This is a genomic window from Streptomyces diacarni, from assembly GCF_003323715.1.
GTDB lineage: Bacteria > Actinomycetota > Actinomycetes > Streptomycetales > Streptomycetaceae > Streptomyces > Streptomyces diacarni.
In genome coordinates this window covers 494598-515189 of record NZ_QOIN01000047.1, presented here as the reverse complement: position 1 = coordinate 515189, position 20592 = coordinate 494598, and the positions used below count along the sequence as shown (strand labels likewise).

Sequence of the window (20592 nt, the reverse complement as noted above, 5' to 3'; positions counted from 1 at the left end):
CCCCAAACGTCCACACGTCCGAGAGCAGGGAGAAGATCCCGTGAGCAGCAGCAGGTCGCACGCCACGCTCCGCTACACCACCATGCGGCTTGGCATCTTCGTCGGCTGCCTGGTCGTCGTCGGGCTGCTGGCGCAGTTCGGTGTCATCCCCTCGGGTATCGGCAAGTCGAACCCGATCTGGGTGGTGCTGCTGGCGCTGGTCCTCTCGGCCCCCCTGAGCTATGTGCTGCTGCGCAGGCAGCGGGAGGCGATGTCCGAGCAGATCGTGGGCGGTGTGGGCCGGGCCAAGGAGCGGCTGGCGGCCAACCAGGCCCAGGAGGACGGCGCCCAGCCGCAGGGTGAGTCGCGCACGGTGTAGCCGTGCGGCTCCCGTAGCCGTGTAACCCTCGTCACACCCTCATCGACGCCCCGTCGGGAATGTGCTTCTCCCGGCGGGGCGTTGAGCTGTTCCGTACCTGTCCCCCAAAGCAATGCTTTGGGTAAGCCAAAGACGGAGTGTTAGCGTGACGGCCATGACGAACGCAGCCCCCACTTCCGACGCGCACCGGGGAAGGCCCTCCCTGGCGCTCGTGGCAAGGCTGCACGTCGATCTGTGCCGCTGTATGTCGGCGACCTGTCGCTGACAGCGCGGCCGGACTACCCTCCGGCGCGAATCGACCGCACCGTCCTGCGATCCCTGCTCGCGACGCCCCTTCCAGCCCGAGAGCGCGCCTCCTTCGACGCGCTCGATGACGCCCCCGGAGTAGGTCCGTGTCCTCGTCACCGTCCGATACCGCCACGCCCGCGAAGGGCTTCCGCATACCCAAGGTCCCGTTCTGGGCGCAGATCCTGGCAGGCCTCGTCCTCGGCGTGGTCCTCGGCTGGGTCGCCAACACCTGGGACGTCGCCTGGCTGGGCACCGCGCTCACCAAGATCGGTGAGATCTTCGTCCAGCTGCTGAAGCTGGCCGTCGCCCCGCTGGTCTTCTTCGCGATCACCATTTCGATCACCAACCTGCGCAACGTGCACAACGCGGCCCGGCTCGCCACCCGCACCCTGCTGTGGTTCATGGCGACCTCGCTGATCGCCGTGGCGCTGGGGCTGCTCATCGGCCTGGTCACCAACCCGGGCTCCGGTACGGGGCTGTCCGCCAAGGACGCCGCCGAGCCGGACACCCAGGGCTCCTGGCTGGACTTCCTCACCGGGATCATCCCGAAGGACGTCATCACGCCGTTCACCGAACTGCAGGTGCTGCAGATCGTCTTCATGGCGGTCGTCGTCGGTGTCGCCGCGCTCAAGCTGGGGGAGAAGGCCGAACCGCTGCTCAAGCTGGGCGAGTCCGTTCTGGCGCTGCTCCAAAAGGCGCTGTGGTGGATCATCCGGCTGGCCCCCGTGGGCACCATCGGCCTGATCGGCACCGCCATCAAGGACTACGGCTGGGACCTGATCGGCAGCTACGCCACCTTCACCGCCGACATCTACGTCGGCTGCGCGCTGGTCCTCTTCGGCGTCTACCCGTTGCTGCTGGGCACGGTCGCCAAGGTCAACCCGCTCCAGTTCTTCAAGGGCGCCTGGCCCGCCATCCAGCTGGCGTTCGTCTCCCGCTCCTCGGTCGGCACCATGCCGCTGACGCAGAAGGTCACCGAGCGGCTCGGGGTGCCCAAGGAGTACGCGTCGTTCGCGGTGCCGTTCGGCTCGACGACGAAGATGGACGGCTGCGCCTCCATCTACCCGGCGATCGCGGCCATCTTCGTGGGCGAGTTCTTCCACGTGGACATGGGGCTCAAGGAGTACCTGCTGATCGTCTTCGTCTCGGTCATCGGCTCGGCCGCCACGGCGGGGCTCACGGGTGCGACGGTGATGCTCACCCTGACCCTGTCGACGCTGGGCCTGCCCCTTCAGGGCGTGGGCCTGCTGCTGGCCATCGACCCGATCCTGGACATGATGCGCACGGCGACGAACGTCGCCGGGCAGGTCGTCATCCCGGTCCTGGTCTCCGCCAAGGAGAAGATCCTGGACCGCGAGATGTTCGCCCACGCCCGCAGCTTCAGCGTCGAGGACGCCGACGCGCCCGTCGGGCCCCGCCCGGCCGTCCAGCAGGAGCCGGTCACCACCGGCTGACCTGCCCGCCCGGCTCCGTTCGCGCGCCCCCGGCCCCTGGCCGGGGGCGCGTACGCTTGCGGTGGCGCGGAGTTGACGCGGTACGGGGCAGACGGGGCGACGGGGAAGAGGAGTTGGGCAGCGTGGGGCAGAAGCGGATGCCGCGCGAGGTGCGGGAGCGGCAGATGCTGGACGCCGCCGTGACCGCTTTCGCGCGCCACGGCTACCAGGCCGCCTCCATGGACGACATCGCGGAGGCCGCCGGGGTCTCCAAGCCGCTGGTGTACCTCTACCTCAAGTCCAAGGAGGACCTGTTCACGGCCTGCGTGCGGCGGGAGATCGGCGCGCTGGTGGCGGCGGTGCGCCGGGGCACGCGGGAGCGCGGCGTCTCGGCCGACCAGCAGCTGTGGAACGGGCTGACGGCGTTCTTCGCGCACACCGCGGCACGCCCCGACGGGGTCGCCGTGCTGCACCGTGCCCGCACCCAGGGCGAGCCGTTCGCGCGGGAGGTCGCCGCGATGCGCGTCGAGGTGCTCACCCTGGTGACGGAGCTGCTGGCGCAGGCGGCGCAGGACGCCGGGTGCGACGGCGCACTGGCCGAACGTGAGGTCTCAGGGCTGGCGCACGCGCTGGTCGGCGCGGCGGAGTCGCTGGCCGAGTGGGCCAACACGCGCACGGCGCAGCGAGCCGACGCCGCCCCCTCCGCGAAGGAGACGGCGGCGACGCTGATGAACTTCTGCTGGGCCGGCCTGGAGAACCTCACCAAGGGCGCCCGGTGGGTGCCCGCGCCGAGGTGAGCGGCTACTTCTTCCAGCGGGAGCCTCCGTTCTCGTACTGGGAGAGGGCCAGGCCCAGGCCGAAGAACGTCGGCGCCCACTCGCCGATGAAGATGCCCCACCGGTCGGCCCTGTCCGTGCCGGCCTTCTCCGCCTTGACGGATGCGGCCCAGCTCAGGAAGGAGATGCCGACCGAGGCCAGGGCCGCGCAGTAGGCGTGCTCGGCCCGCAGGCCTGCTTCGTGCAGTTTCGCGACGACCATTACCCGGTCTCCCGTCATAGAGGATCGCTACTCCAGCCACGCAACCACCGGGCCTGTGCCCCCGCTCCTCTTGTTACGCCGAACGGGTGGCGGTTTCGCCGTGGCTCGCGGTGGAGGCGCTGACGCGTCCGGTGAGGTGGAGCCGGGGCCGCTCGCCCGTCCCGCGCAGCTCGAACGCGCCGGTGTCCTGGTCGGCGGCGTGCGCGACCCGGGCCGGGAGGAACACGGGCGCCCTGAAGTCCGCCTCCGCGAAGCCGATGCCGTCGGCCCGGCCGCCGCTGTCCGCCTCGTGGGCCGCCAGGCAGCGGGCGAAGGTCCACATGCCGTGGGCGAGGGCGCGGGGGAAGCCGAGGGCGCGGGCGGTGAGGGCGTGGAGGTGGATGGGGTTGCGGTCACCCGAGGCCGCGGCGTAGCGGCGGCCCAGCCCTGCGGGCAGGCTCCACGTCTCCCCGGCGGGCAGGGGCTCGGGGCTCTGTGGCCGTGCGTCCTCGCCACGTGCGTCCTCGCGGGGCGCGTCCTGTGGCGGTGCGCTCCGGCCGGGTTCGGCGTCCGGGGTGGAGCCGGAGTGCCGGCACAGATACGTGCTGCGGGAGTGCCACACGACCTCGCCGTCGCTTTCCGCGCGCGTGACCACGTCGAAGGTGGTCCCCCTGCGGTGCGCGGCCGGGTTCTCGGTGTGGACGCTCAGCCCGATCCTCTCCGTGCGGGCGAGCGGCCGCTGCTGTGTCAGCTCGATGCGGGTGTGGACCAGCCCGAGGAGCGGGAAGGGGAAGTCCCGGCGCGCCATCAACCGTGTGGCCAGGGGAAACGCCATGACGTGCGGGTATGCGGGCGGGAGCGTGTCCGCGCGCGGGTCGTGGCCGCACACCCGCGCGTAGCGGCGCACGTGTTCGGGGCCGGGGGCTGCGGCCGGGAGGGTGAGCGTGTCCTGCGGCAGGCGGGCGCCGGCGTAGGGGCCCCGCTTGGTGGGCGAGGTGAGCGCTCCCTTGAGCAGGTGCAGCGCCAGTGGTGTCGTCATCGGGGCTCCGTTCAGGTCGCGGCGGCTCAGGCGCCGAGGAGGGACTGGCCGCAGACGCGGACCGTCTGGCCGTTGACCGCGTGGCTGGCGGGTTCGGCGAGCCAGGCCACGGTCTCGGCGACGTCGAGGGGCTGCCCGCCCTGGGAGAGGGAGTTCATGCGGCGCCCCGCCTCGCGGATGACGAACGGCACGGCGGCCGTCATCTTCGTCTCGATGAAGCCGGGCGCCACGGCGTTGACCGTCGTGGCGTGCTCCGCTCTCGCCCGCGGGGCGAGCGCCCGTACGAAGCCGATGACGCCCGCCTTGCTGGCCGCGTAGTTGGTCTGGCCGACGTTGCCCGCGATGCCCGCGATCGAGGCGGTGGCGACGACGCGTGAGCCGCGCAGCGCGCCCGCGGCCAGCAGGTGGTCGGTGGTGCGCAGCACGCTCGCCAGGTTGACGTCCAGCACGCCGGCCCACCGGTCGGCGGGCATGTTGACGAGCCTGCGGTCGCGGGTGATGCCCGCGTTGTGGACGAGGACGTCGAGCCGGCCGTCCGGCAGCGCCTCGACGATGCGGGCTCCCGCGTCGCCGGCGGTGATGTCCAGGGGCAGCGCCGTGCCGCCGAGGCGGTCCGCGACGCGGGTGAGGTCGTCCGCGGCCTGCTCCACGTCGAGGCAGAGGACGTGGGCGCCCTCGCGTGCCAGCCGTCCCGCGATCTGCTCGCCGATACCGCGGGCGGCGCCGGTCACCAGGGCGAGGCGCCGCCCCTCGCCGCTTCCGCTTCCGTCGCCGTTTTCGGTGGTGCCGCCGTCCGCGGTGCCCGGCGCGTGGCCTTCCGCCGTCACCTCGATCACCTGGCCGCTGACGAAGGCCGATCTGGGGGAGAGGAGGAAGCGCAGGGTGGAGGCCGCGGAGTCCACGCGCGCCGGCGGTGCCAGGCGGACCAGGTTCGCGGTGCGGCCCCGTCCCAGCTCCTTGCCGAGCGAGCGGACGAAGCCCTCCAACGCCTGCTGTGCGGCGGCCTGATGGTGGTCGTCCGGCGCGGGGCGGGCTCCGAGCAGCACCACGCGCCCGCACGGCGCGAGCCGGCGCAGCAGCGGGTGCAGGGACGCGTGCACGCCCGACAGTTCCGCGACCGTGCCGAGGGCCGTAGCGTCGACGAGCACGGCGGCGACGCGTCCTTCCCCGTCCGTACGACCGTGTGCGACGTCCGTACGACCGTGTACGACGGGCAGGCCGCAGCCGTCCAGCGCCTCTCGCAGCTCTTTTCGGCCGCAGCCTTCCGTGGCGGTGGCCGTCAGGTGCAGCAGCGGGCCGCCCTCCAGCGTGGGACGCTCCGCGGTCCAGCGGTGCAGTACTTCGGGACGGGGGAGGCCGAGCCGGCGTGTGAGGAAACGGCCCGGTCCTGTGTGCGTCCAACGAAGATAGCGGTCGGCCATTCCCCAACTCCTCCGGCTCGCGTAAATTTACTTCCGAGTAAGGTTACTTTCAGGTCAGGAGTTTGGTCGAGGATGAGTTCCACCGGCCTCATCAGCGCGGACCGTCCGCGCCGCGTCGCCGTCATCGGCGGCAGCCGTATCCCCTTCGCACGCTCGGACGGCCCCTACGCCACCTGTTCGAACCAGGACATGCTCACCGCGGCCCTCGACGGTTTGGTGGAGCGCCACGGGCTGCACGGCGCGCATGCGGTCGACGAGTTCGTCGCGGGCGCCGTCCTCAAGCACAGCCGCGACTTCAACCTCGCCCGCGAGACCGTCCTCGGCTCCGCGCTCGACTCGCGCACCCCCGCCTACGACATTCAACAGGCCTGCGGCACCGGCCTCCAGGCCGTCGTCGCCGTCGCCAACAAGATCGCCCTCGGCCAGACCGAGGCGGGCATCGCAGGCGGCGCCGACACCGCCAGCGACGCCCCGCTCGGCGTGAACGACCAGCTGCGGCGCCTCCTGCTCGCCACGCGGCGCGCGAAGACGCTCAAGGAGCGAGCCCGCGTACTCGCCCGGATCCGGCCCCGCCACCTGGTGCCGGACATCCCGCGCAACGCCGAGCCGCGCACAGGACTGTCCATGGGCGAGCACGCCGCCCGTACCGCGCGCGCGTGGGGCATCGGCCGCCACGAGCAGGACGTCCTCGCCGCCACCAGCCACCAGCGGCTGGCCACCGCCTACGACACCGGTCTGCTCCACGACCTCGTCGTGCCCTACAACGGGCTCGCCAGGGACCAGAACCTGCGCCCCGGCACGACGCCGGAGAAACTCGCCGCGCTTCCACCTGTGTTCGGGCGGGACGCAGGGCGGGACACGGGGAGCGGCGCGACCGAGGCGACCATGACAGCGGGCAACTCCACGCCGCTGACCGACGGCGCCGCGACCGTGCTCCTGGCGAGCGAGGAGTGGGCCGCCGAGCGCGGACTGCGCCCGCTCGCCTACCTGTCCGCCTACGAGACGGCCGCCGTCGACTTCGTCGACGGCGAGGACGCCTGCGACGGACTGCTGATGGCGCCCGCCGTCGCCGTACCCCGCATGCTGGAGCGGCTCGGCCTCGGCATCGAGGACTTCGAACTGGTCGAGATGCACGAGGCGTTCGCTTCCCAGGTGCTGGCCACGCTCGCCGCCTGGGAGAAGGCCGGGCTGGCGACCGTCGACCGGGAACGGCTCAACGTCGCCGGCTCCTCGCTGGCCACCGGGCACCCGTTCGCGGCGACCGGGGCGCGGCTCGTGGCGACCGGCGCCGCGCTGCTCGCCCAGCGGGACGCCCCCGCCGGGGCGAAAGGGCTCATCTCCGTGTGTGCGGCCGGAGGGATGGGGGTGACCGCCGTACTGGAGCGCGCGTAGGCACGTTGTCCCCGATCCCGCCCTTTCACCGTTTCCTGGGGGCCTCCCCCTCCCACGCCCCGGGAGTCGCTTCGCTCGTCCTCAAGTTCCCTGGGACTTCGTCCGGGAGGTGCCCCCAGACGGGCTGAACGGGAGCCCTCCCTCAGCCTTCGGCCCGGAAGTGCCCCCAGGGGCTTGCGGACCGAGAGTCGCGGGCGGAGCCCCAGGAGACGGTGAAAGGGCGGGGCCGGGGATCCCACCCACCGACCACCAAGGAGCCGCACCATGCCGCAGCCGCCCACCCTCACGCCGCCGCGCACCACCGTGGAGGCCGACCGTGTCCGCGAGGTCTCGGTGCCGCCGCTGGCACCGCGGGTGACCACCGGCTCCCTCGCCGACATCCCGGTCACCAACGCCGCCGAGGCGCCCGAGCAGCCGGCGTTCAGCCGCAAGAGCCCCGACGGATCCTGGCAGGCCATGTCGGCCCGCGACTTCGCCGCCGAGGTCCTGGCGATGGCCAAGGGGCTGATCGCGCTGGGCCTCCAGCCGGGCGAGCGGGTCGCCATCATGGCCCGTACGACCTACGAGTGGACGCTGACGGACTTCGCCGCGTGGGCTGCGGGCCTGATCACGGTGCCCGTGTACCCGACGTCGTCGGCCTCGCAGGCCCGGCACATCCTGCAGGACGCGCAGGCCCGCGCCTGCTTCGTGGAGGACGTGGAGCAGACGCGCCTGCTGAGCGCCGAACGCGGCAACCTGCCCGCGCTGGAGCACCTGTGGCAGTTCAGCTCGGGCGCGGTCTCCCACGTGGTGGACGCGGGGCGCCAGGTGCCCGACGCGCTGGTGGCCGAGCGCCGCGCCGACATGACCCCGCAGTCGGTGGCCACGCTGATCTACACCTCGGGCACCACGGGGCCCCCGAAGGGCTGTGTGCTCACGCACGGGAACTTCTTCGCCGAGGTGGACAACGCGATCGAGCTGCTGCATCCGGTCTTCAAATCGGTGACGTCGCAGGAGCCCTCGACGCTGCTGTTCCTGCCGCTGTCGCACGTGTTCGGCAGGATGGTGGCGATCGGCTGCCTGCGGGCGCGGGTGCGGCTCGGGCACGCGCCGAGCATCAAGACGGACGACCTGCTGGCCGACCTGGCCGGGTTCCGCCCGACGTTCCTGCTGGGCATCCCGTACGTGCTGGAGAAGGTCTACAACACCGGGCGGGCGACGGCGGAGAAGATGGGCCGGGCCTCCTCCTTCGACCGGGGGGCGCGGATCGCGCAGCGGTACGGGGAGGCGGTCGAGGCGCAGGAGCACGGGTTCGGCGGCGGCCCCGGGGTCGGGCTGCGGGCGGCGCGCGGGCTGTACGACGCGCTGATCTACCGGCGGATACGGGCCGCGCTCGGCGGGCGCTGCCGCTACGTCATCTGCGGCGGCTCCCCGCTGGGCCACCGGCTGGCCGCGTTCTTCGAGGGCGCGGGCGTGACGATCTACGAGGGGTACGGGCTGACCGAGACGACGGCGGCGACCACGGCCACACCACCGCTCAAACCACGCCTCGGCACGGTCGGCTGGCCCGTACCCGGCACGTCGCTGCGGATCGCGGACGACGGTGAGGTGCTCATCAAGGGGGAGCACGTCTTCCGCGGCTACTGGGACGCGGAGAACGAGAGCGCCGCCCCGCACGCGGACGCCGACGGCTGGATGCCCACCGGCGACCTGGGAGCGCTGGACTCGGAGGGGTACCTGAGCATCACGGGGCGGAAGAAGGACCTCATCATCACCTCGGGCGGCAAGAACCTGGCGCCCGCGCCGCTGGAGGACTGGCTGCGCGCCCACCCGCTGGTCAGCCAGTGCCTGGTGGTCGGCGACAACCGCCCGTACGTGGCGGCGCTGGTGACGCTGGAGCCCGACGGGCTTGCGCACTGGCAGCGGATGCACAAGAAGGAACACCTGTCCATGGCGGACCTGGTGGCCGACGAGGACCTGCTGCGCAACCTCCAGCAGGCGGTCGACGAGGCCAACTCGCAGGTCTCGCGCGCCGAGTCGATCCGCAGGTTCGTCGTGCTGCCGCGGGACTTCACGGAGGAGGGCGGGCACCTGACGCCGTCGATGAAGCTGCGCCGGGCGGCCATCGTGCGGGACTACGCGCAGCAGATCGATCAGCTCTACGGTGGCTGAGGGGTCGCGCCGGGTGCCGGAGGACGGTACGACGGGCCACCCGTCGGTCACCCGTCCGGGGGACGGCGGTACCGTGGCAGGAGTACCAGGGAGAACGAGTCGGGGGATCGGCTTGGTACGCGCCTCCCTCGTGTCGGGAGGAACGGGATGACGACCCCTCCGCAGCCGCCGAGCCAGCCCCCCGGCCCGCAGCCGCAGCAGCCGCAGCAACCCTCGCCCCAAGGCGGCTTCGGCCCGCCGCAGGGGGAGGGGTTCGCAGCGCCCCAAGGCGGCTACGGCCAGTCCGGTGGCAGTGGCTTCGGCCAGCCCGGTGGCGGCTTCGGCCAGTCCGCAGGTGGTTACGGGCAGCCCGGATATCCGGGCGCCGCGGGTCCTGGGGGCCCCGCGGGTCCGCTCGGTCCGTACGGCGGTCCGCCGCCCGGGCCGCCGCCGAACCGGAGCAACAAGGTGGTCGCCCTCGTGGTGGGCGCTGTGCTCGTCGTGGCGCTCGCGGTCGCCGGGACGCTGCTGTTCGTCTCCGGTGATGACGGCGACAAGGGGGACAAGGGGGACAAGGCGAAGTCGGAGCACTCCGAGGCGCCCGCCGACGACACCGAGCCGTCACAGGACGCCGAGGAGCCGACGCCGAGCCCGACCGCCTCGGAGACCGAGTACGAACTGGAGTTCCCCAAGACGCTGGACGGCGGTTCGTACAAGCTCAAGGACGACCTGAGCGACTCGGTCGACACCGGCAACCCGGGGGAGGAGGCCCACCTGGGCTCCTACGCCGACGCCGCCGGCACCTCGCGTCTGCTCTACGGCGCCGCCAGCGGCGAGGACTACGGCGACCCGGAGACGTCGAAGAACCAGATGATGGACGGGATGGAGTCCGGCTCGGCCATGGACGTGGCCGTCAAGCGCCGCGACTACACCCCCACGGGCTCCGGCGACCCGCTGACCTGCGAGGTCCTGGTCAAGACGCAGCAGGGACGGAAGCTGACGATACCCGTGTGCGCCTGGAGCGACCCGGGGACCGCCGCCTACGTCGCCAAGGACAGCCTCGACACCTACTCGGTCGACCCCAAGGACGTGGACCTGCAGAAGTGGGCCGACCGCGTCGACGGCATCCGCGACGAGGTGCGGACGCCGTCGGCCGATTGACCTGAACCTCGGTTGAAGTTGAAGACTTCTTCCCGTTCGGCCCCTCGCGAGGCAACCCGCGAGGGGCGCGGTCTCGACGCGCGGAGCGCGAGCATCCGCCAGCAACAGGGAAGTGGTCACGATGCGCGGTATCACACTGGAGCGGTTCGGCGGACCCGACGTCCTCCGAGCCGTCGACCTGCCCGACCCGGTGGCAGATCCCGGGCAGGTCGTCATCGATGTCGCCTACGCCGACGTGCTCTTCCTGGAGACCCAGGTGCGGCGCGGCGAGGCCCTCTTCACCCCGCCGCTGCCCTACGTGCCCGGCGGCGCGGTCGGCGGGCGGATCACCGCCGTCGGCCAGGACGTGGAACCAGCCTGGCTGGGCAGGCAGGTCGTCGCCAAGACCGTCCCGCCCGCCGGCGCGGGGGCCGGCGGCGGATACGCGCAGCGCGCCCTCGCCCGTGTCGAGACGGTGAGCACCCTGCCGAACGGCGTGAGCCTGCGGGACGCCACCGCGCTGACACACGACGGCCCCACCGCCGTGCGCCTCTTCGACAACGCCGTCGGCGAGGGCGCCCTGCGGCCCGGCGCCTGGGTGCTCGTGCCGGCGGCCGCCGGTGGCCTCGGCTCCCTGCTGGTGCAGCTGGCACGGGCGGCGGGCGCGCGCGTGGTGGCCGCGGCGCGTGGCGAGCGGAAACTGGCGCTCGCCCGCGAGGAACTGGGCGCCCACGCGGCGGTCGACTACACCGAGGCCGGATGGACGGAGAAGGTGCGCGCCGTGGTCGGTGAGCGCGGCGTCGACGTCGTCTTCGACGGCGCGGGCGGCACCCTGGGCGGCGAGGCCTTCGAGCTGACGGCGCGCGGCGGCCGCTTCTCCGCGCACGGCGCGCCCGCCGGCGGCTTCGCGCGACTCCCCCGGGAGGCGGCCGCCGCGCGCGGCGTGGCTCTCGCCGGTATCGAACAGGTCCAGCTCTCCCCCGAGCAGGCGAAACCGCTGCTGGACCGGGCGCTGTTCGAGGCCGCCGGGGGACGCCTCGCGCCCGTCGTCGGCCAGACGTTCCCGCTGGCGGACGCGGCCGGCGCGCACGCGGCGATCGAGGCCCGCGAGACCTTGGGCAAGACGCTGCTGACAGTGGAGTGAGTGCTGACTGTGGAGTGAGCGTGGGGCGTCCAGCCGGGCGGGTGTATCGGCGGGCCCGCCCGCCGGTCTACGCGGGGCAGTCGTCCGGCGCGGGCTCGCCCGCGAAGCGGTCACCGAGCCAGGCCAGCGCCGGGGCGTTGCCCGCGACGGCCGTGCCCACGTGGTCGGAGCCGGGGAACGACCGGAAGCTGACCGCGTTGCCCCTGGCGCACCAGCGGGCGCGCAGCCCCTGGCCCTGGGCGTACGGCACGACCTCGTCGGCCTCGCCGTGGTAGACGAAGGTGGGCGCGGCCGGGGCCCGCTCGCCGAGCGTGTCGGCGGCGAGCCTGACGTGCCAGTCCGGGCGCCGGAGCGGGTTCGTCACGGTCAGCTCGTCCATGCGGGTGCCGGCGGCCGCCTCCAGGATCTCGCTCGCGCACGCGTCGCGGGCCATCGCGGTCAGCCGCCGGCCCTTGTCGTTGAGGTACGTGCCCAGGTGCAGCCCGGGGAAGGCCGCGTCGTGGCCGATCGCCGACATCAGGACGAACCCGGCGTTGTCCCCGCCGTCACTGGCCTCGGCCACCTGGGCCAGATCGGCCGGCACGCCACCGCTGGCCGTGCCCCGCACGTCGAGCTCCGGCGCGTACCAGGCGGCGATCTCGGCGGCCTTCGCACTGGCCTGCCCGCCCTGCGAGTAGCCCATGATGCCGACCGGTGAGCGCGGGCCGACGCCGAGTCCCCGCGCCCCGGGCAGCCGCTGGGCGGCCCGCGCGGCGTCCAGTACGGCGGTGGCCTCGGCGCGGGCCACCGTGTACGTGTGGTCCCCGGGGGTGCCGAGCCCCTCGTAGTCGGTGACGGCCACCGCGTAACCGCGCACGAGCGCCGCGTTGACGAGCGGCGCCTCGGTGGTCGTCCCGTCGGGAAAGCCGGACGAGGGCGCGCACTGGTCGCCCATGCCGACGGTCCCCACGGCGTACGTGACGAGGGGACGTGTGCCGCCCCTGCCGTCGTGCGGCACGAGGACCGTGCCGGAGACCGTGTTGGGCCGGCCGTCCGCGCTGGTGGAGCGGTAGGTGATCTTCCAGGCGGAGGTGTCGGTGGGGACACCGGGCCCGGACCGGAAGCTGGTCGGCTCCGCGCTCAGCACGGAGCCGGGGCCGCCACCGCGCCCGGACGGCTCCGCCGTCCGAAACGCGGTCGCGGCACCGTTCTCGGCTGTCCGCCCCGCCGTCTGTCCGGTTTCCGCCGCCGGCGCCGCACCCGTCAGCGCCACCGCTGCCAGCGCGCAGACCACCGCGCCCGCCGCGGTACGGCCACGACGCCGTGTCCCGCACCTCGCGCCCCGCCCACCAGCCGACGCCGTACGGAACGACTCCATGGCCCACTCCCAACTCAGCGGTGCGCCGGAGCGTGAAGCCGGCTGACTCGACGGTACTGACGCGTCAGGAGTCCACGCCACGGGGCGGAGGGCGAATCGTCCGGAAATCGGCGGCGGAAGGGGCGTGCCGGTGGGAGACCGTCCCGGACGTGCGGTCCGCTCAGAAGGGGCGGTCGCCGACGACGGCGACGCGCTCGGCGACGCGGCGGTGCCCCATGTAGTCGAACAGCGCGTAGTGCTGGGTGGCGCGGTTGTCCCAGAAGGCGATGTCGCCGGGCTGCCAGGCGAACCGCACCTGGTACTCGGGCACGTGCGCCTGACGCACCAGCTCGGCCAGCAGGCGGTCGCTCTCCGCCCGGTCCATGCCCACGATATGCGTGGTGAACGAGGTGTTCACGAACAGCATCTTCCGCCCCGTCTCCGGGTGCGTGCGCACCACCGGGTGCTCGACCGGCGGGAACTCGTCCTGGAGCTCGGCCAGCCGCTCGGCGGAGGTGAAGCGCGCGAAACCCGGGATGAAGTCGTGCATCGCCGTCGCGCCGTCGATCCGCTCCTTCACCCGCGGCGACAGGTTGTCGTACGCGGCGGCCATGTCTGCCCACATGGTGTGGCCGCCGATCGGCGGCACCTCCCGCAGCTGGAGCACCGCGCCCATGGCGGGACGCTCGCGGAAGGTGACGTCCGTGTGCCAGACGTTCTCGTACGTCGGGCGCGTCCCCGCGCTGTCGGCGGCCTTCTCGAAGCGGACGATCTCGTCGCTGGAGCCGCGCGCCAGCAGCGGATTGGTCTCCAGCTCGCCCCAGTGGCGGGCGAACGCGGCCTGCTGCTCGGGCGCCAGGTTCGCGCCGCGGAAGAAGATGACCTTCCACTCCAGCAGCGCCCGGTTCAGCTCCTCGCGCAGCGCCGGGCTCAGCGGCCGCGTCAGGTCGGCGCCGCGGATCTCCGCGCCGATGACCCGCGTCTGCGGAACGACCTCGATCAGCTCGTAACCGCGCTCCTGCCAGTCCTCGGGGTAGGGCCGCAGGGTGCGCACGCCCTCGTAGAGGCCGCCCTCGGGAACGCGGGCGTCACGCAGAGTAGTGGGAGTGGGTGTGGTCGTGCCGGGGGTGGTGATGCTCATGGAAGGGTCCTCCAGAAGGATCCGGTCGGGATGGAAGCGCCGCGGGCGGACATCGCCGCATGGGCGGACATCGCCGCGCGGGCGGGCTGGGGCCGTGGCCCGTGGCTCACCTACGGAGCCGTGCCCCAGCTAGAGACCGGATCGCTCGCACCCACGCCGCCACGGGACGCCGAGGCGTCCGAGCGGGGAAGAGGAGTGCGCGACCATGGAGGTCATTCTGGGAGTGGCGCCCCCGGAACGTCAACACGGCCTCTCGCCCGTCACCTTCCAGGGGACCTTGGTCGGAGGGGGCCCTGGTCGGAGGGGGAGGGGAGCTGCCGCGTCCCCTCCCCCTCCCGCGCGTCAGACGGCGCGCGGCACCGGGCCGATGGCCCGCCCCGCCCACGCGGGGGGCTCCTCCAGCAGAGCGGAGAGCCGTTCGCGCACCGGCTCGGGGAACGGAGCGCTGCCCTGAGCGCCGACGTGCAGCGCGAACAGCTCGATGGTGGCGACCGCTTCCGCGCCGCCGTCCTGCCCGGCCGAGTCCTGCCCGGCGGTGTCCTGCCCGGCGGTGTCCTGCTCGGCCTCCTGGCCGTCGGCCGCTTCACCGGCGTACATCTCGTGGGCGAAGCGCAGCTTCTTGCCGTCCACGCCGAGGATCCGCGTCCGCACGGCGAGCGGGGTGCCCTCCGGCACCTCCTTCAGGTACCGCACGTGCGCCTCGACCGTGTAGAGCGAACAACCGGAACGCTCCCGGTACGCCGGATCCAGACCGACGGCGTCCATCATCGTGTCCGTCGCGTGGCCGAACACCAGGACGTAGAAGGCCTCGCTCATGTGGCCGTTGTAGTCGATCCACTCAGGGCGGACCGTCTGGCGGAACAACGGCAGCGAGCTGCCCGTCATTCGGCTCCACCCTTTTCGGCCTTCGGCAGCCGGCCGGTCGCGCGCAGCACGTCGATGACGCCCTGATCCCGCTCGGCGACCAGATCCGCGATCGTGCGGCCCTCCGCCGCCTCGTCGCAGCCGTCCACCATCGCGTCCCGCAGCGCCCCATCCAGCTCAGGCGCCTCCAGGCGGGTCCACGGCGACTTCAGGGAAGGCCCGAAGTGGTCGAGCATGTGGCCCATTCCGCCCTCGCCGCCCGCGAGCGCGAAGGTCAGGCACGGCCCCATGAACGCCCAGCGCAGCCCAGGACCCTCGGTGATCGAGTCGTCGATCTCCTTCACCGTGGCCTCGCCGTTGGCCACCATGTGCAGCGCCTCCCGCCACAGCGCCTCCTGGAGGCGGTTGGCGATGAAGCCGGGGACCTCGCGGTCCATCGTGATCACCGACTTGCCCGCCACCTCGTAGAACCGCGAGGCCCACGCGACGGCCTCGCCCGCGGTGCGCTCGCCGCCCACCACCTCCACCAGCGGGATCAGGTACGGCGGGTTGAACGGGTGCCCGACCAGCAGCCGGCTCGGGTCGGCCGCCTCGGTCTGCATGTCCGTCATGGGGTAGCCCGACGTCGAGGAGGCGATGACGACGCCCGAGGGGGTCGCCGCGTCGAGCTGGGCGAGCAGATCCCGCTTGAGGTCCAGCTTCTCCGGGGCGCTCTCCTGTACGAACTGCGCTTCGGCGCACGCCTCTTCGAGCGTGCCGGCGATCGTCAGCCGGTCACGGGAAGCGCCCTCGTCCAGACCGAGCTGGGTCAGCGCGGGCCAGGCGGCGTCCACCAGGCGGCGCAGCTTCTCCGGCGCGTCGGGCGCCGGGTCCCACGCGGTCACGTCGTAACCGCGCGCCAGGAAGTGGGCGACCCAGCCGCCGCCGATGACACCCGCGCCGATGCAGGTGACCTTGGTGACGTCGGTGGGCTCCGTGGGAGGGAGGGTCATGGGTGGTGCTCCTGAGGTGGGAGGGGTGGGGGAGGGGTCGGGCGCGTCAGGCGCGGGGCTTCAACCTGAGCTGTTCGCGCGCCTCGTCGGGCGAGGCCACCCGCGCCCCGAGGGACTCGGTGATCTGCACGGCACGCTCGACGAGCTGCGCGTTCGTCGCCTTCACACCCCGCGACAGGTACAGGTTGTCCTCCAGACCGACCCGCACGTTGCCGCCGAGCAGGATCGACTGCGCCACCCACGGCATCTGCATGCGGCCCAGCGCGAAGGACGCCCACTGCGCGCCGGACGGCAGGAAGTTGACCATCGACTGGAGCACGCCCGGGTCGGCGGGAGCGCCCCACGGGATGCCCATGCACAGCTGGAAGAGGGTCGGCTCATCGAGCAGTCCCTCGTCGAGCAGCTGCTTGGCGAACCACAGCTGCCCGGTGTCGAAGATCTCCAACTCGGGCCGCACGCCCAGCTCCTGGATACGGCGCGCGCCCTTGCGCAGCATCTCGGTGGTCGAGATGTAGAGCTGGTCGCCGAAGTTGAGGGAGCCGCAGTCCAGAGTGCAGATGTCGGGCAGCAGGTCCTCGACGTGGGGGAGCCGGTCGAGACCGCCCACCAGGTCGGTGCCGTCCAGCGCGCCCTTCTCCAGCGGCTGGTCGGCGTCGAGCACGAGGTCGCCGCCCATGCCGGCCGTCAGGTTGATGACGACGTCGGTACCCGTCTCCTTGACCCGCTCCAGCACCTCGCGGTACAGGTGCCGCTCCCGGGAGGGCTTGCCCGTCTCGGGGTCGCGGACGTGGATGTGCACGACGGCCGCGCCGGCCTCGGCCGCCTCCACGGCCGAGGTGGCTATCTGCTCCGGAGTGACCGGCACGTGCGGGCTGCGCCCGACGGTGTCACCGGCGCCGGTGAGCGCCGCGGTGATGATGACGTTCTCGGTGATGGACATGGCGATACCTCCGTAGGGACGGTTGAGGACCGTATGGACGGTTGGGGGTGGGGGTGAATGTCTCGAAAAGGGTGCCGAAGGGGGCGTCAGAACTCGACGGAGCTCGCGTCGGCGTCGACCTCGACCTCGGCCTCGGCCTCAGCGTCGGCATCGGCCTCGGACAGCAGCTCGGTGCGGACGTGGGCGAGCAGCGCCGCGTACATGTCGTCGGGGCCGGTGTCGGGGCGGGCGCCCGCGCCTGAGGTGTCCTCCGCGCCCGCGGTGTCCTCCGCGCCCGCGGCGCTGGCCAGGACCTGCGAGGCGAGGCCGTCGATCAGCGCGGTCAGGCGCAGGGCGCTGAACTCGGGATCCGCGTCCCGGAAGACGCCCTGGGCGATGCCGCGCCGGATGACGTCGGCGACAGTGGTGCGCCACTGGCGGTAGTAGTCCACGTGCAGCCGGCCGATCGCCGTCGACCGCGCCGCCTCCGCCCACAGGTCCAGCCACACCAGCCACTGCCTGCGCTGCTGAGCGGTGCGCGGCGTCTGCAACGCGAGGAGTTCGCGCAGCTCGACCGCGGCGTTACCGGCACCCGCCTCGGCGATGCGCGTCGCACGGCTGGCGGTGTCCTCGTCCATGCACCACCGCACGGCCGCCTCCAGCAGCTCCGCGCGGCCGGGGAAGTGGTAGTGGATCGCGGCGGTGCTCGCGTCGCAGGCGGCCGCGATGTCGGCGACCCGCACAGCGTGGAACCCGTGCTCGGCGATCAACCGCACCGTCTCCCGCACGATCTGCAACGGGCGCCCCGCGGAGGGGAGTAGGGGCTCCCTCGACGTGACGGAAGACGGTGCGGTGGCTGGAGCGGCGGTGACCGCCTGTGGGGAGGCGGTCACCGTGCCGGGGGAGGTCGCCGCCGCGCCGACGGAGGTCGCGTCCGCGCCTGTGGAGGTCGCGTCCGCGGTTGCGGAGCCGAGCAGCCACCCGGCGTCCACCTCACCCGCGTCGGCGATACGGGCGAGCTCCGCGACGGTGAACCGGCGCGTGCCGCTGAGCGCGCGCGACAGCTTGGACGGGTCCATGACGACCCGCCGGGCGAACTCCCGCTGGGTGCACCCGGCAGCCTCGACGACCTTCCGGACCCGCTCGGCGACCTCGCCCGCGCTGTCCTCGATCCTGTCGCCCGCTGTGTGCCGCATGCCGACCACCGTAGGGATGCATTGAGATAACCGCAATGACGTGCTGAGTGTTACGTGCCCTTTTGTTCGGTTAACTCCCGGAAAATCCAGGGCGTTGCGCCCCCTGACTGATGCGTTAGTCAGGAGCGCAACACGCGGGCGGCGAGGCGATTCAGCGCCGGTAGCAGCGCGTACGCGGAGACGGGCACCACGACCGCGGTGAGGGCCAGGGCGCGCAGGGGCAGCGGTATCCCGGCCATGGCCGGGCCGATCAGGCCGGGCGTGACGGTGATCGTCGGGTAGACGGCGAGCCGGGTGATCAGCGCGCCGACGGTGTGTGGACACGGACGCGGACGCGGATGAGGGGCCGGGGACAGGTGGCCCCGGCCCCTCATCGAGCCGTGCTCAACCGCCGAGTCGTTCCTGCCGGAGAGCGCTGACGAACGCGGCCCAGGCGGCTGTCTCAAAGGCGAGGTGGGGCCCGTCCGGTGTTTTGCTGTCGCGGACGGGGACGAGGGCGGGGAGGTTGGCGGCCATCTCGACGCATTCGCCGCCGTCCTGGTTGCTGTACGAGCTCTTGCGCCACGCTGCGGTGTTCAAGTCGGTGAGTCGCACTGGGTTTCCTCCAGCATCTGCGTAATGAACTGCCGCGATTCGGTGGGCGACAGGGCGAGATCGCGCACCGAATCGTACTTGAGTTGCAATTGCTCCACAGATGCCGTGTCTTCGGCAAGGACGCCCGAGTAGCCGGTCTCCACCCACGCCACCGTGCGACCGTCTGGGGTTCGCAGAAACATGGTGTGGGCGTTCGTCAGTCCGTGGAGGCCGGACCTGTGCGGTACGACGTGCATGACGACGTTCTTGCGCTCGCCCATCGCGAGCAGGTGCCGCAGTTGTTCCTGCCAGGCTTCCGCGTCCGGCAGAGGGGTCCTCAGCGCGGCTTCCGACAAGATGGTGCGGAAGCGTGGAGGGTTGTCCCGCTCCAGGAGTGCGCGGCGCCCTACACGGGCTTCGACCTGCCGTGCCAGCTCCTTGTCGGCGAGCCCGCCCTCGGTGAGGAGCGCCCGTGCGTACTCGGGAGTCTGCAACAGACCGGGAAGAGCGCTGACCGCGTAATGCCACAGGCTGAGGGCCTCAGCCTCCAACGTCATGTAGCGGCGATACTTCTCGCGGAACTGTGAAGGGTCCGCGAGGGCGAGTTCCCAGAGGGTGAGGAGGAGGTCCCCTGGCGGGAGCATCGACATGAGTGCAATTCGCCATAAGCGGGGCCATTTTGCGGAAAGCGCTCATATCGCATAGTGCGCGGACAGGGCCGTGACGGCCTCGGCCATCGCGGTGCGGAGGGCGGGTGGGCCCAGGACCTCGGCTTCGGGGCCCAGGCTGAGGAGGTCGGAGACGGCGACGGGCTGGGACTCGACGTCCAGGTCGGTCTCGATCCAGCCGGTTTCGTCGGGTGCGCCCGCTTGGGAGAGGGCGCGGACGCCGGCCGTGCCGAATTTGGCGGGGAGCAGCCGTTGGGCTTGCGGGGAGAGGCGGACGCGGGCGATGTTCTGGCGCAGCCGGGATTCCAGGTGGCGGGCGGAGTCGGCCCAGTAGGCGGGCAGGTCGAAGCCGGTGGGGCGGTCGAACGTCTCGTCGCCGGGGACGACGTCGGCGAAACGGGAGATCCGGTAGGTGCGCACGGCGCCGTCGGCCTCGGCGACGGCGTACCAGATGCCGCCCTTGAGTACGACGCCCAGCGGCCGCAGCTCGCGCCGTACCTCGCCGCGCCAGCGCTGGTAGCGCACCCGCAGCACCCGCTGTTCCCACACCGCGCGGGCGATCTGCGGCAGGTGCGGTACCGGTTCTGCGTCCCGGAACCAGCCGGGTGCGTCGAGGTGGAAGCGGTCCTGGATGCGCCGGGTGTGCTCGGCGGGGGCGGTGGGCAGTGCGGCTCGCACCTTGAGCTGGGCGGTGGTCAGGACGGCGCCGATGCCCAGTTCCTCGGCGGCGCCGGGGAGTCCGGACAGGAACAGGGAGCCCGCCTCGGTGTCGGTCAGCCCGGTCAGCCGGGTGCGGTAGCCGTCCATGAGGCGGTAGCCGCCGGCCGGGCCGCGGTCGGCGTAGACGGGGATGCCGGAGGCGCTGAGCGCGTCGATGTCGCGGTAGACGGTGCGTACGGAGACGGCGAGTTCGGTGGCGAGTTCGGGTGCCGTCATCCGGCCGCGGTTTTGGAGGAGCAGGAGCAGTGAGAGGAGCCGGTCGGCGCGCATGGCGCCATTGTCTGCGGTACCTGACATGAGGTGTCAGGTACCGCAGACAGGATGCCGGTCAGGCCGTTCAGGCCGCCACCGCACTGCGAAAGGGCATCTGATGGGTTCGCGTACCACCTCCGCCACGTTCACCCCCGTCTCCTGGGACGAGAAGGAGGTGCGGGCCACGGAGGGTCCCCGGCTGGCCCGGGCCTCCGTCGTCAACGACTACGCGGGGGGTATCGAGGCCGGCGGCAGCGCCTGCGAGTACGCGCTGGTGTACGTGACGGAGAAGACCGGTGTCTTCTCCGGGATGGAGGTGCTGACGGGGGCGGTCGACGGCCGGGAGGGCACGTTCGTCGTCCGGCAGTCCGGCACCTTCGACGAGGACGGCACCATCCGCTGCACTTTCGACGTCGCCCCCGGCTCAGCCACCGGCGCGCTCACCGGTTTGACCGGTGACGGCTCCTACGAGGTCCGCCTCGGCGCGGAGAAGGTCGCGGTGACCTTCACCTACTCGCTGGCCTGACCCCTCGCACGCAAGTCAGGGCCCCGCCGCGGGCGCGGCGGGG

At 72.4% G+C, this 20592-nt stretch carries 21 protein-coding genes; 8 read left to right on the top strand and 13 right to left on the bottom strand.

The genetic code is table 11. From position 1 onward, the window contains the following. The first annotated feature begins 40 nt into the window (after positions 1–40). The 3 genes from DTL70_RS21605 (at position 41) to DTL70_RS21595 (ending at position 2876) form a co-directional block, all read left to right on the top strand. On the top strand, positions 41–358 hold the full coding sequence (locus DTL70_RS21605; RefSeq protein ID WP_114023605.1) for a DUF4229 domain-containing protein: 318 nt from the start codon (positions 41–43) through the stop codon (positions 356–358). Between the two features lie 392 nt (positions 359–750). Continuing rightward, complete coding sequence (locus DTL70_RS21600; RefSeq protein ID WP_114023604.1) at positions 751–2100, top strand: dicarboxylate/amino acid:cation symporter; 1350 nt, start codon at positions 751–753, stop codon at positions 2098–2100. Positions 2101–2237: 137 nt separating this feature from the next. Then, positions 2238–2876, top strand: coding sequence for a TetR/AcrR family transcriptional regulator (locus DTL70_RS21595; protein ID WP_114023693.1), 639 nt, complete (start codon positions 2238–2240; stop codon positions 2874–2876). Between the two features lie 4 nt (positions 2877–2880). On the opposite strand, the gene DTL70_RS21590 is transcribed toward DTL70_RS21595, so the two are convergent. The 3 genes from DTL70_RS21590 to DTL70_RS21580 all read right to left on the bottom strand — a co-directional run bounded on the left by DTL70_RS21590 (position 2881) and on the right by DTL70_RS21580 (position 5556). Beyond that, positions 2881–3117 (bottom strand): hypothetical protein, encoded by a 237-nt coding sequence (locus DTL70_RS21590; RefSeq protein WP_114023603.1) that lies wholly within the window; start codon positions 3115–3117, stop codon positions 2881–2883. A gap of 73 nt (positions 3118–3190) precedes the next feature. Continuing rightward, a complete protein-coding gene (locus DTL70_RS21585; protein ID WP_114023602.1) occupies positions 3191–4135 on the bottom strand; it encodes a MaoC family dehydratase in 945 nt (314 codons plus the stop codon). 26 nt (positions 4136–4161) lie between these two features. Beyond that, the gene (locus DTL70_RS21580; RefSeq protein WP_114023601.1) at positions 4162–5556 is read right to left on the bottom strand and encodes a 3-oxoacyl-ACP reductase; all 1395 of its coding nucleotides are present in this window, start codon (positions 5554–5556) and stop codon (positions 4162–4164) included. A gap of 72 nt (positions 5557–5628) precedes the next feature. Between DTL70_RS21580 and DTL70_RS21575 the strand changes: the two genes are divergently transcribed. From DTL70_RS21575 to DTL70_RS21560, 4 genes are all read left to right on the top strand, one after another. Next, on the top strand, positions 5629–6948 hold the full coding sequence (locus DTL70_RS21575; RefSeq protein WP_114023600.1) for an acetyl-CoA C-acetyltransferase: 1320 nt from the start codon (positions 5629–5631) through the stop codon (positions 6946–6948). Positions 6949–7212: 264 nt separating this feature from the next. After that, positions 7213–9099: an AMP-dependent synthetase/ligase gene (locus DTL70_RS21570; RefSeq protein ID WP_114023599.1), complete on the top strand. Its 1887-nt coding sequence runs from the start codon at positions 7213–7215 to the stop codon at positions 9097–9099. Between the two features lie 147 nt (positions 9100–9246). Further along, positions 9247–10239, top strand: coding sequence for a hypothetical protein (locus DTL70_RS21565; RefSeq protein ID WP_114023598.1), 993 nt, complete (start codon positions 9247–9249; stop codon positions 10237–10239). 121 nt (positions 10240–10360) lie between these two features. After that, positions 10361–11362 (top strand): zinc-binding dehydrogenase, encoded by a 1002-nt coding sequence (locus DTL70_RS21560; RefSeq protein WP_114023597.1) that lies wholly within the window; start codon positions 10361–10363, stop codon positions 11360–11362. A gap of 67 nt (positions 11363–11429) precedes the next feature. On the opposite strand, the gene DTL70_RS21555 is transcribed toward DTL70_RS21560, so the two are convergent. From DTL70_RS21555 to DTL70_RS21510, 10 genes are all read right to left on the bottom strand, one after another. Continuing rightward, entirely contained in the window at positions 11430–12719 is a 1290-nt protein-coding gene (locus tag DTL70_RS21555; RefSeq protein ID WP_114023596.1) for a lipase family protein, read from the bottom strand. A gap of 160 nt (positions 12720–12879) precedes the next feature. Beyond that, the gene (locus DTL70_RS21550) at positions 12880–13839 is read right to left on the bottom strand and encodes a TauD/TfdA dioxygenase family protein (RefSeq protein WP_181861014.1); all 960 of its coding nucleotides are present in this window, start codon (positions 13837–13839) and stop codon (positions 12880–12882) included. Positions 13840–14181: 342 nt separating this feature from the next. After that, a complete protein-coding gene (locus DTL70_RS21545; RefSeq protein WP_114023595.1) occupies positions 14182–14724 on the bottom strand; it encodes a thioesterase family protein in 543 nt (180 codons plus the stop codon). Continuing rightward, positions 14721–15695, bottom strand: coding sequence for a 3-hydroxyacyl-CoA dehydrogenase NAD-binding domain-containing protein (locus DTL70_RS21540; RefSeq protein ID WP_114023594.1), 975 nt, complete (start codon positions 15693–15695; stop codon positions 14721–14723). Before DTL70_RS21540 ends, DTL70_RS21545 begins: the two co-directional genes overlap by 4 nt. A gap of 46 nt (positions 15696–15741) precedes the next feature. Next, entirely contained in the window at positions 15742–16635 is an 894-nt protein-coding gene (locus tag DTL70_RS21535) for a beta-keto acid cleavage family enzyme (RefSeq protein ID WP_114023593.1), read from the bottom strand. Positions 16636–16721: 86 nt separating this feature from the next. Then, positions 16722–17810 (bottom strand): TetR/AcrR family transcriptional regulator, encoded by a 1089-nt coding sequence (locus DTL70_RS21530; protein WP_114023592.1) that lies wholly within the window; start codon positions 17808–17810, stop codon positions 16722–16724. Positions 17811–17929: 119 nt separating this feature from the next. Then, a complete protein-coding gene (locus tag DTL70_RS21525; protein WP_114023591.1) occupies positions 17930–18184 on the bottom strand; it encodes a putative antibiotic biosynthesis monooxygenase in 255 nt (84 codons plus the stop codon). 10 nt (positions 18185–18194) lie between these two features. Next, positions 18195–18389, bottom strand: a complete 195-nt coding sequence (locus DTL70_RS21520) for a DUF397 domain-containing protein (protein WP_342776505.1) — start codon at positions 18387–18389, stop codon at positions 18195–18197. Then, positions 18386–19033 (bottom strand): DUF5753 domain-containing protein, encoded by a 648-nt coding sequence (locus DTL70_RS33635; protein WP_181861028.1) that lies wholly within the window; start codon positions 19031–19033, stop codon positions 18386–18388. Before DTL70_RS33635 ends, DTL70_RS21520 begins: the two co-directional genes overlap by 4 nt. A gap of 42 nt (positions 19034–19075) precedes the next feature. After that, positions 19076–20041 (bottom strand): helix-turn-helix transcriptional regulator, encoded by a 966-nt coding sequence (locus tag DTL70_RS21510; RefSeq protein ID WP_114023589.1) that lies wholly within the window; start codon positions 20039–20041, stop codon positions 19076–19078. A gap of 100 nt (positions 20042–20141) precedes the next feature. Between DTL70_RS21510 and DTL70_RS21505 the strand changes: the two genes are divergently transcribed. Continuing rightward, positions 20142–20549, top strand: coding sequence for a DUF3224 domain-containing protein (locus tag DTL70_RS21505; protein ID WP_114023588.1), 408 nt, complete (start codon positions 20142–20144; stop codon positions 20547–20549). The last annotated feature ends 43 nt before the right edge of the window (positions 20550–20592 follow it).

Coding starts and splice junctions, on each gene's coding strand:
- DTL70_RS21595 (WP_114023693.1), top strand. CDS start 2,238: ATGCCGCGCGAGGTGCGGGAGCGGCAGATGCTGGACGCCGCCGTGACC.
- DTL70_RS21590 (WP_114023603.1), bottom strand. CDS start 3,117: ATGGTCGTCGCGAAACTGCACGAAGCAGGCCTGCGGGCCGAGCACGCC.
- DTL70_RS21585 (WP_114023602.1), bottom strand. CDS start 4,135: ATGACGACACCACTGGCGCTGCACCTGCTCAAGGGAGCGCTCACCTCG.
- DTL70_RS21580 (WP_114023601.1), bottom strand. CDS start 5,556: ATGGCCGACCGCTATCTTCGTTGGACGCACACAGGACCGGGCCGTTTC.
- DTL70_RS21575 (WP_114023600.1), top strand. CDS start 5,629: ATGAGTTCCACCGGCCTCATCAGCGCGGACCGTCCGCGCCGCGTCGCC.
- DTL70_RS21570 (WP_114023599.1), top strand. CDS start 7,213: ATGCCGCAGCCGCCCACCCTCACGCCGCCGCGCACCACCGTGGAGGCC.
- DTL70_RS21565 (WP_114023598.1), top strand. CDS start 9,247: ATGACGACCCCTCCGCAGCCGCCGAGCCAGCCCCCCGGCCCGCAGCCG.
- DTL70_RS21560 (WP_114023597.1), top strand. CDS start 10,361: ATGCGCGGTATCACACTGGAGCGGTTCGGCGGACCCGACGTCCTCCGA.
- DTL70_RS21555 (WP_114023596.1), bottom strand. CDS start 12,719: ATGGAGTCGTTCCGTACGGCGTCGGCTGGTGGGCGGGGCGCGAGGTGC.
- DTL70_RS21550 (WP_181861014.1), bottom strand. CDS start 13,839: ATGAGCATCACCACCCCCGGCACGACCACACCCACTCCCACTACTCTG.
- DTL70_RS21545 (WP_114023595.1), bottom strand. CDS start 14,724: ATGACGGGCAGCTCGCTGCCGTTGTTCCGCCAGACGGTCCGCCCTGAG.
- DTL70_RS21540 (WP_114023594.1), bottom strand. CDS start 15,695: ATGACCCTCCCTCCCACGGAGCCCACCGACGTCACCAAGGTCACCTGC.
- DTL70_RS21535 (WP_114023593.1), bottom strand. CDS start 16,635: ATGTCCATCACCGAGAACGTCATCATCACCGCGGCGCTCACCGGCGCC.
- DTL70_RS21530 (WP_114023592.1), bottom strand. CDS start 17,810: ATGCGGCACACAGCGGGCGACAGGATCGAGGACAGCGCGGGCGAGGTC.
- DTL70_RS21525 (WP_114023591.1), bottom strand. CDS start 18,184: ATGAGGGGCCGGGGCCACCTGTCCCCGGCCCCTCATCCGCGTCCGCGT.
- DTL70_RS33635 (WP_181861028.1), bottom strand. CDS start 19,033: ATGTCGATGCTCCCGCCAGGGGACCTCCTCCTCACCCTCTGGGAACTC.
- DTL70_RS21510 (WP_114023589.1), bottom strand. CDS start 20,041: ATGCGCGCCGACCGGCTCCTCTCACTGCTCCTGCTCCTCCAAAACCGC.
- DTL70_RS21505 (WP_114023588.1), top strand. CDS start 20,142: ATGGGTTCGCGTACCACCTCCGCCACGTTCACCCCCGTCTCCTGGGAC.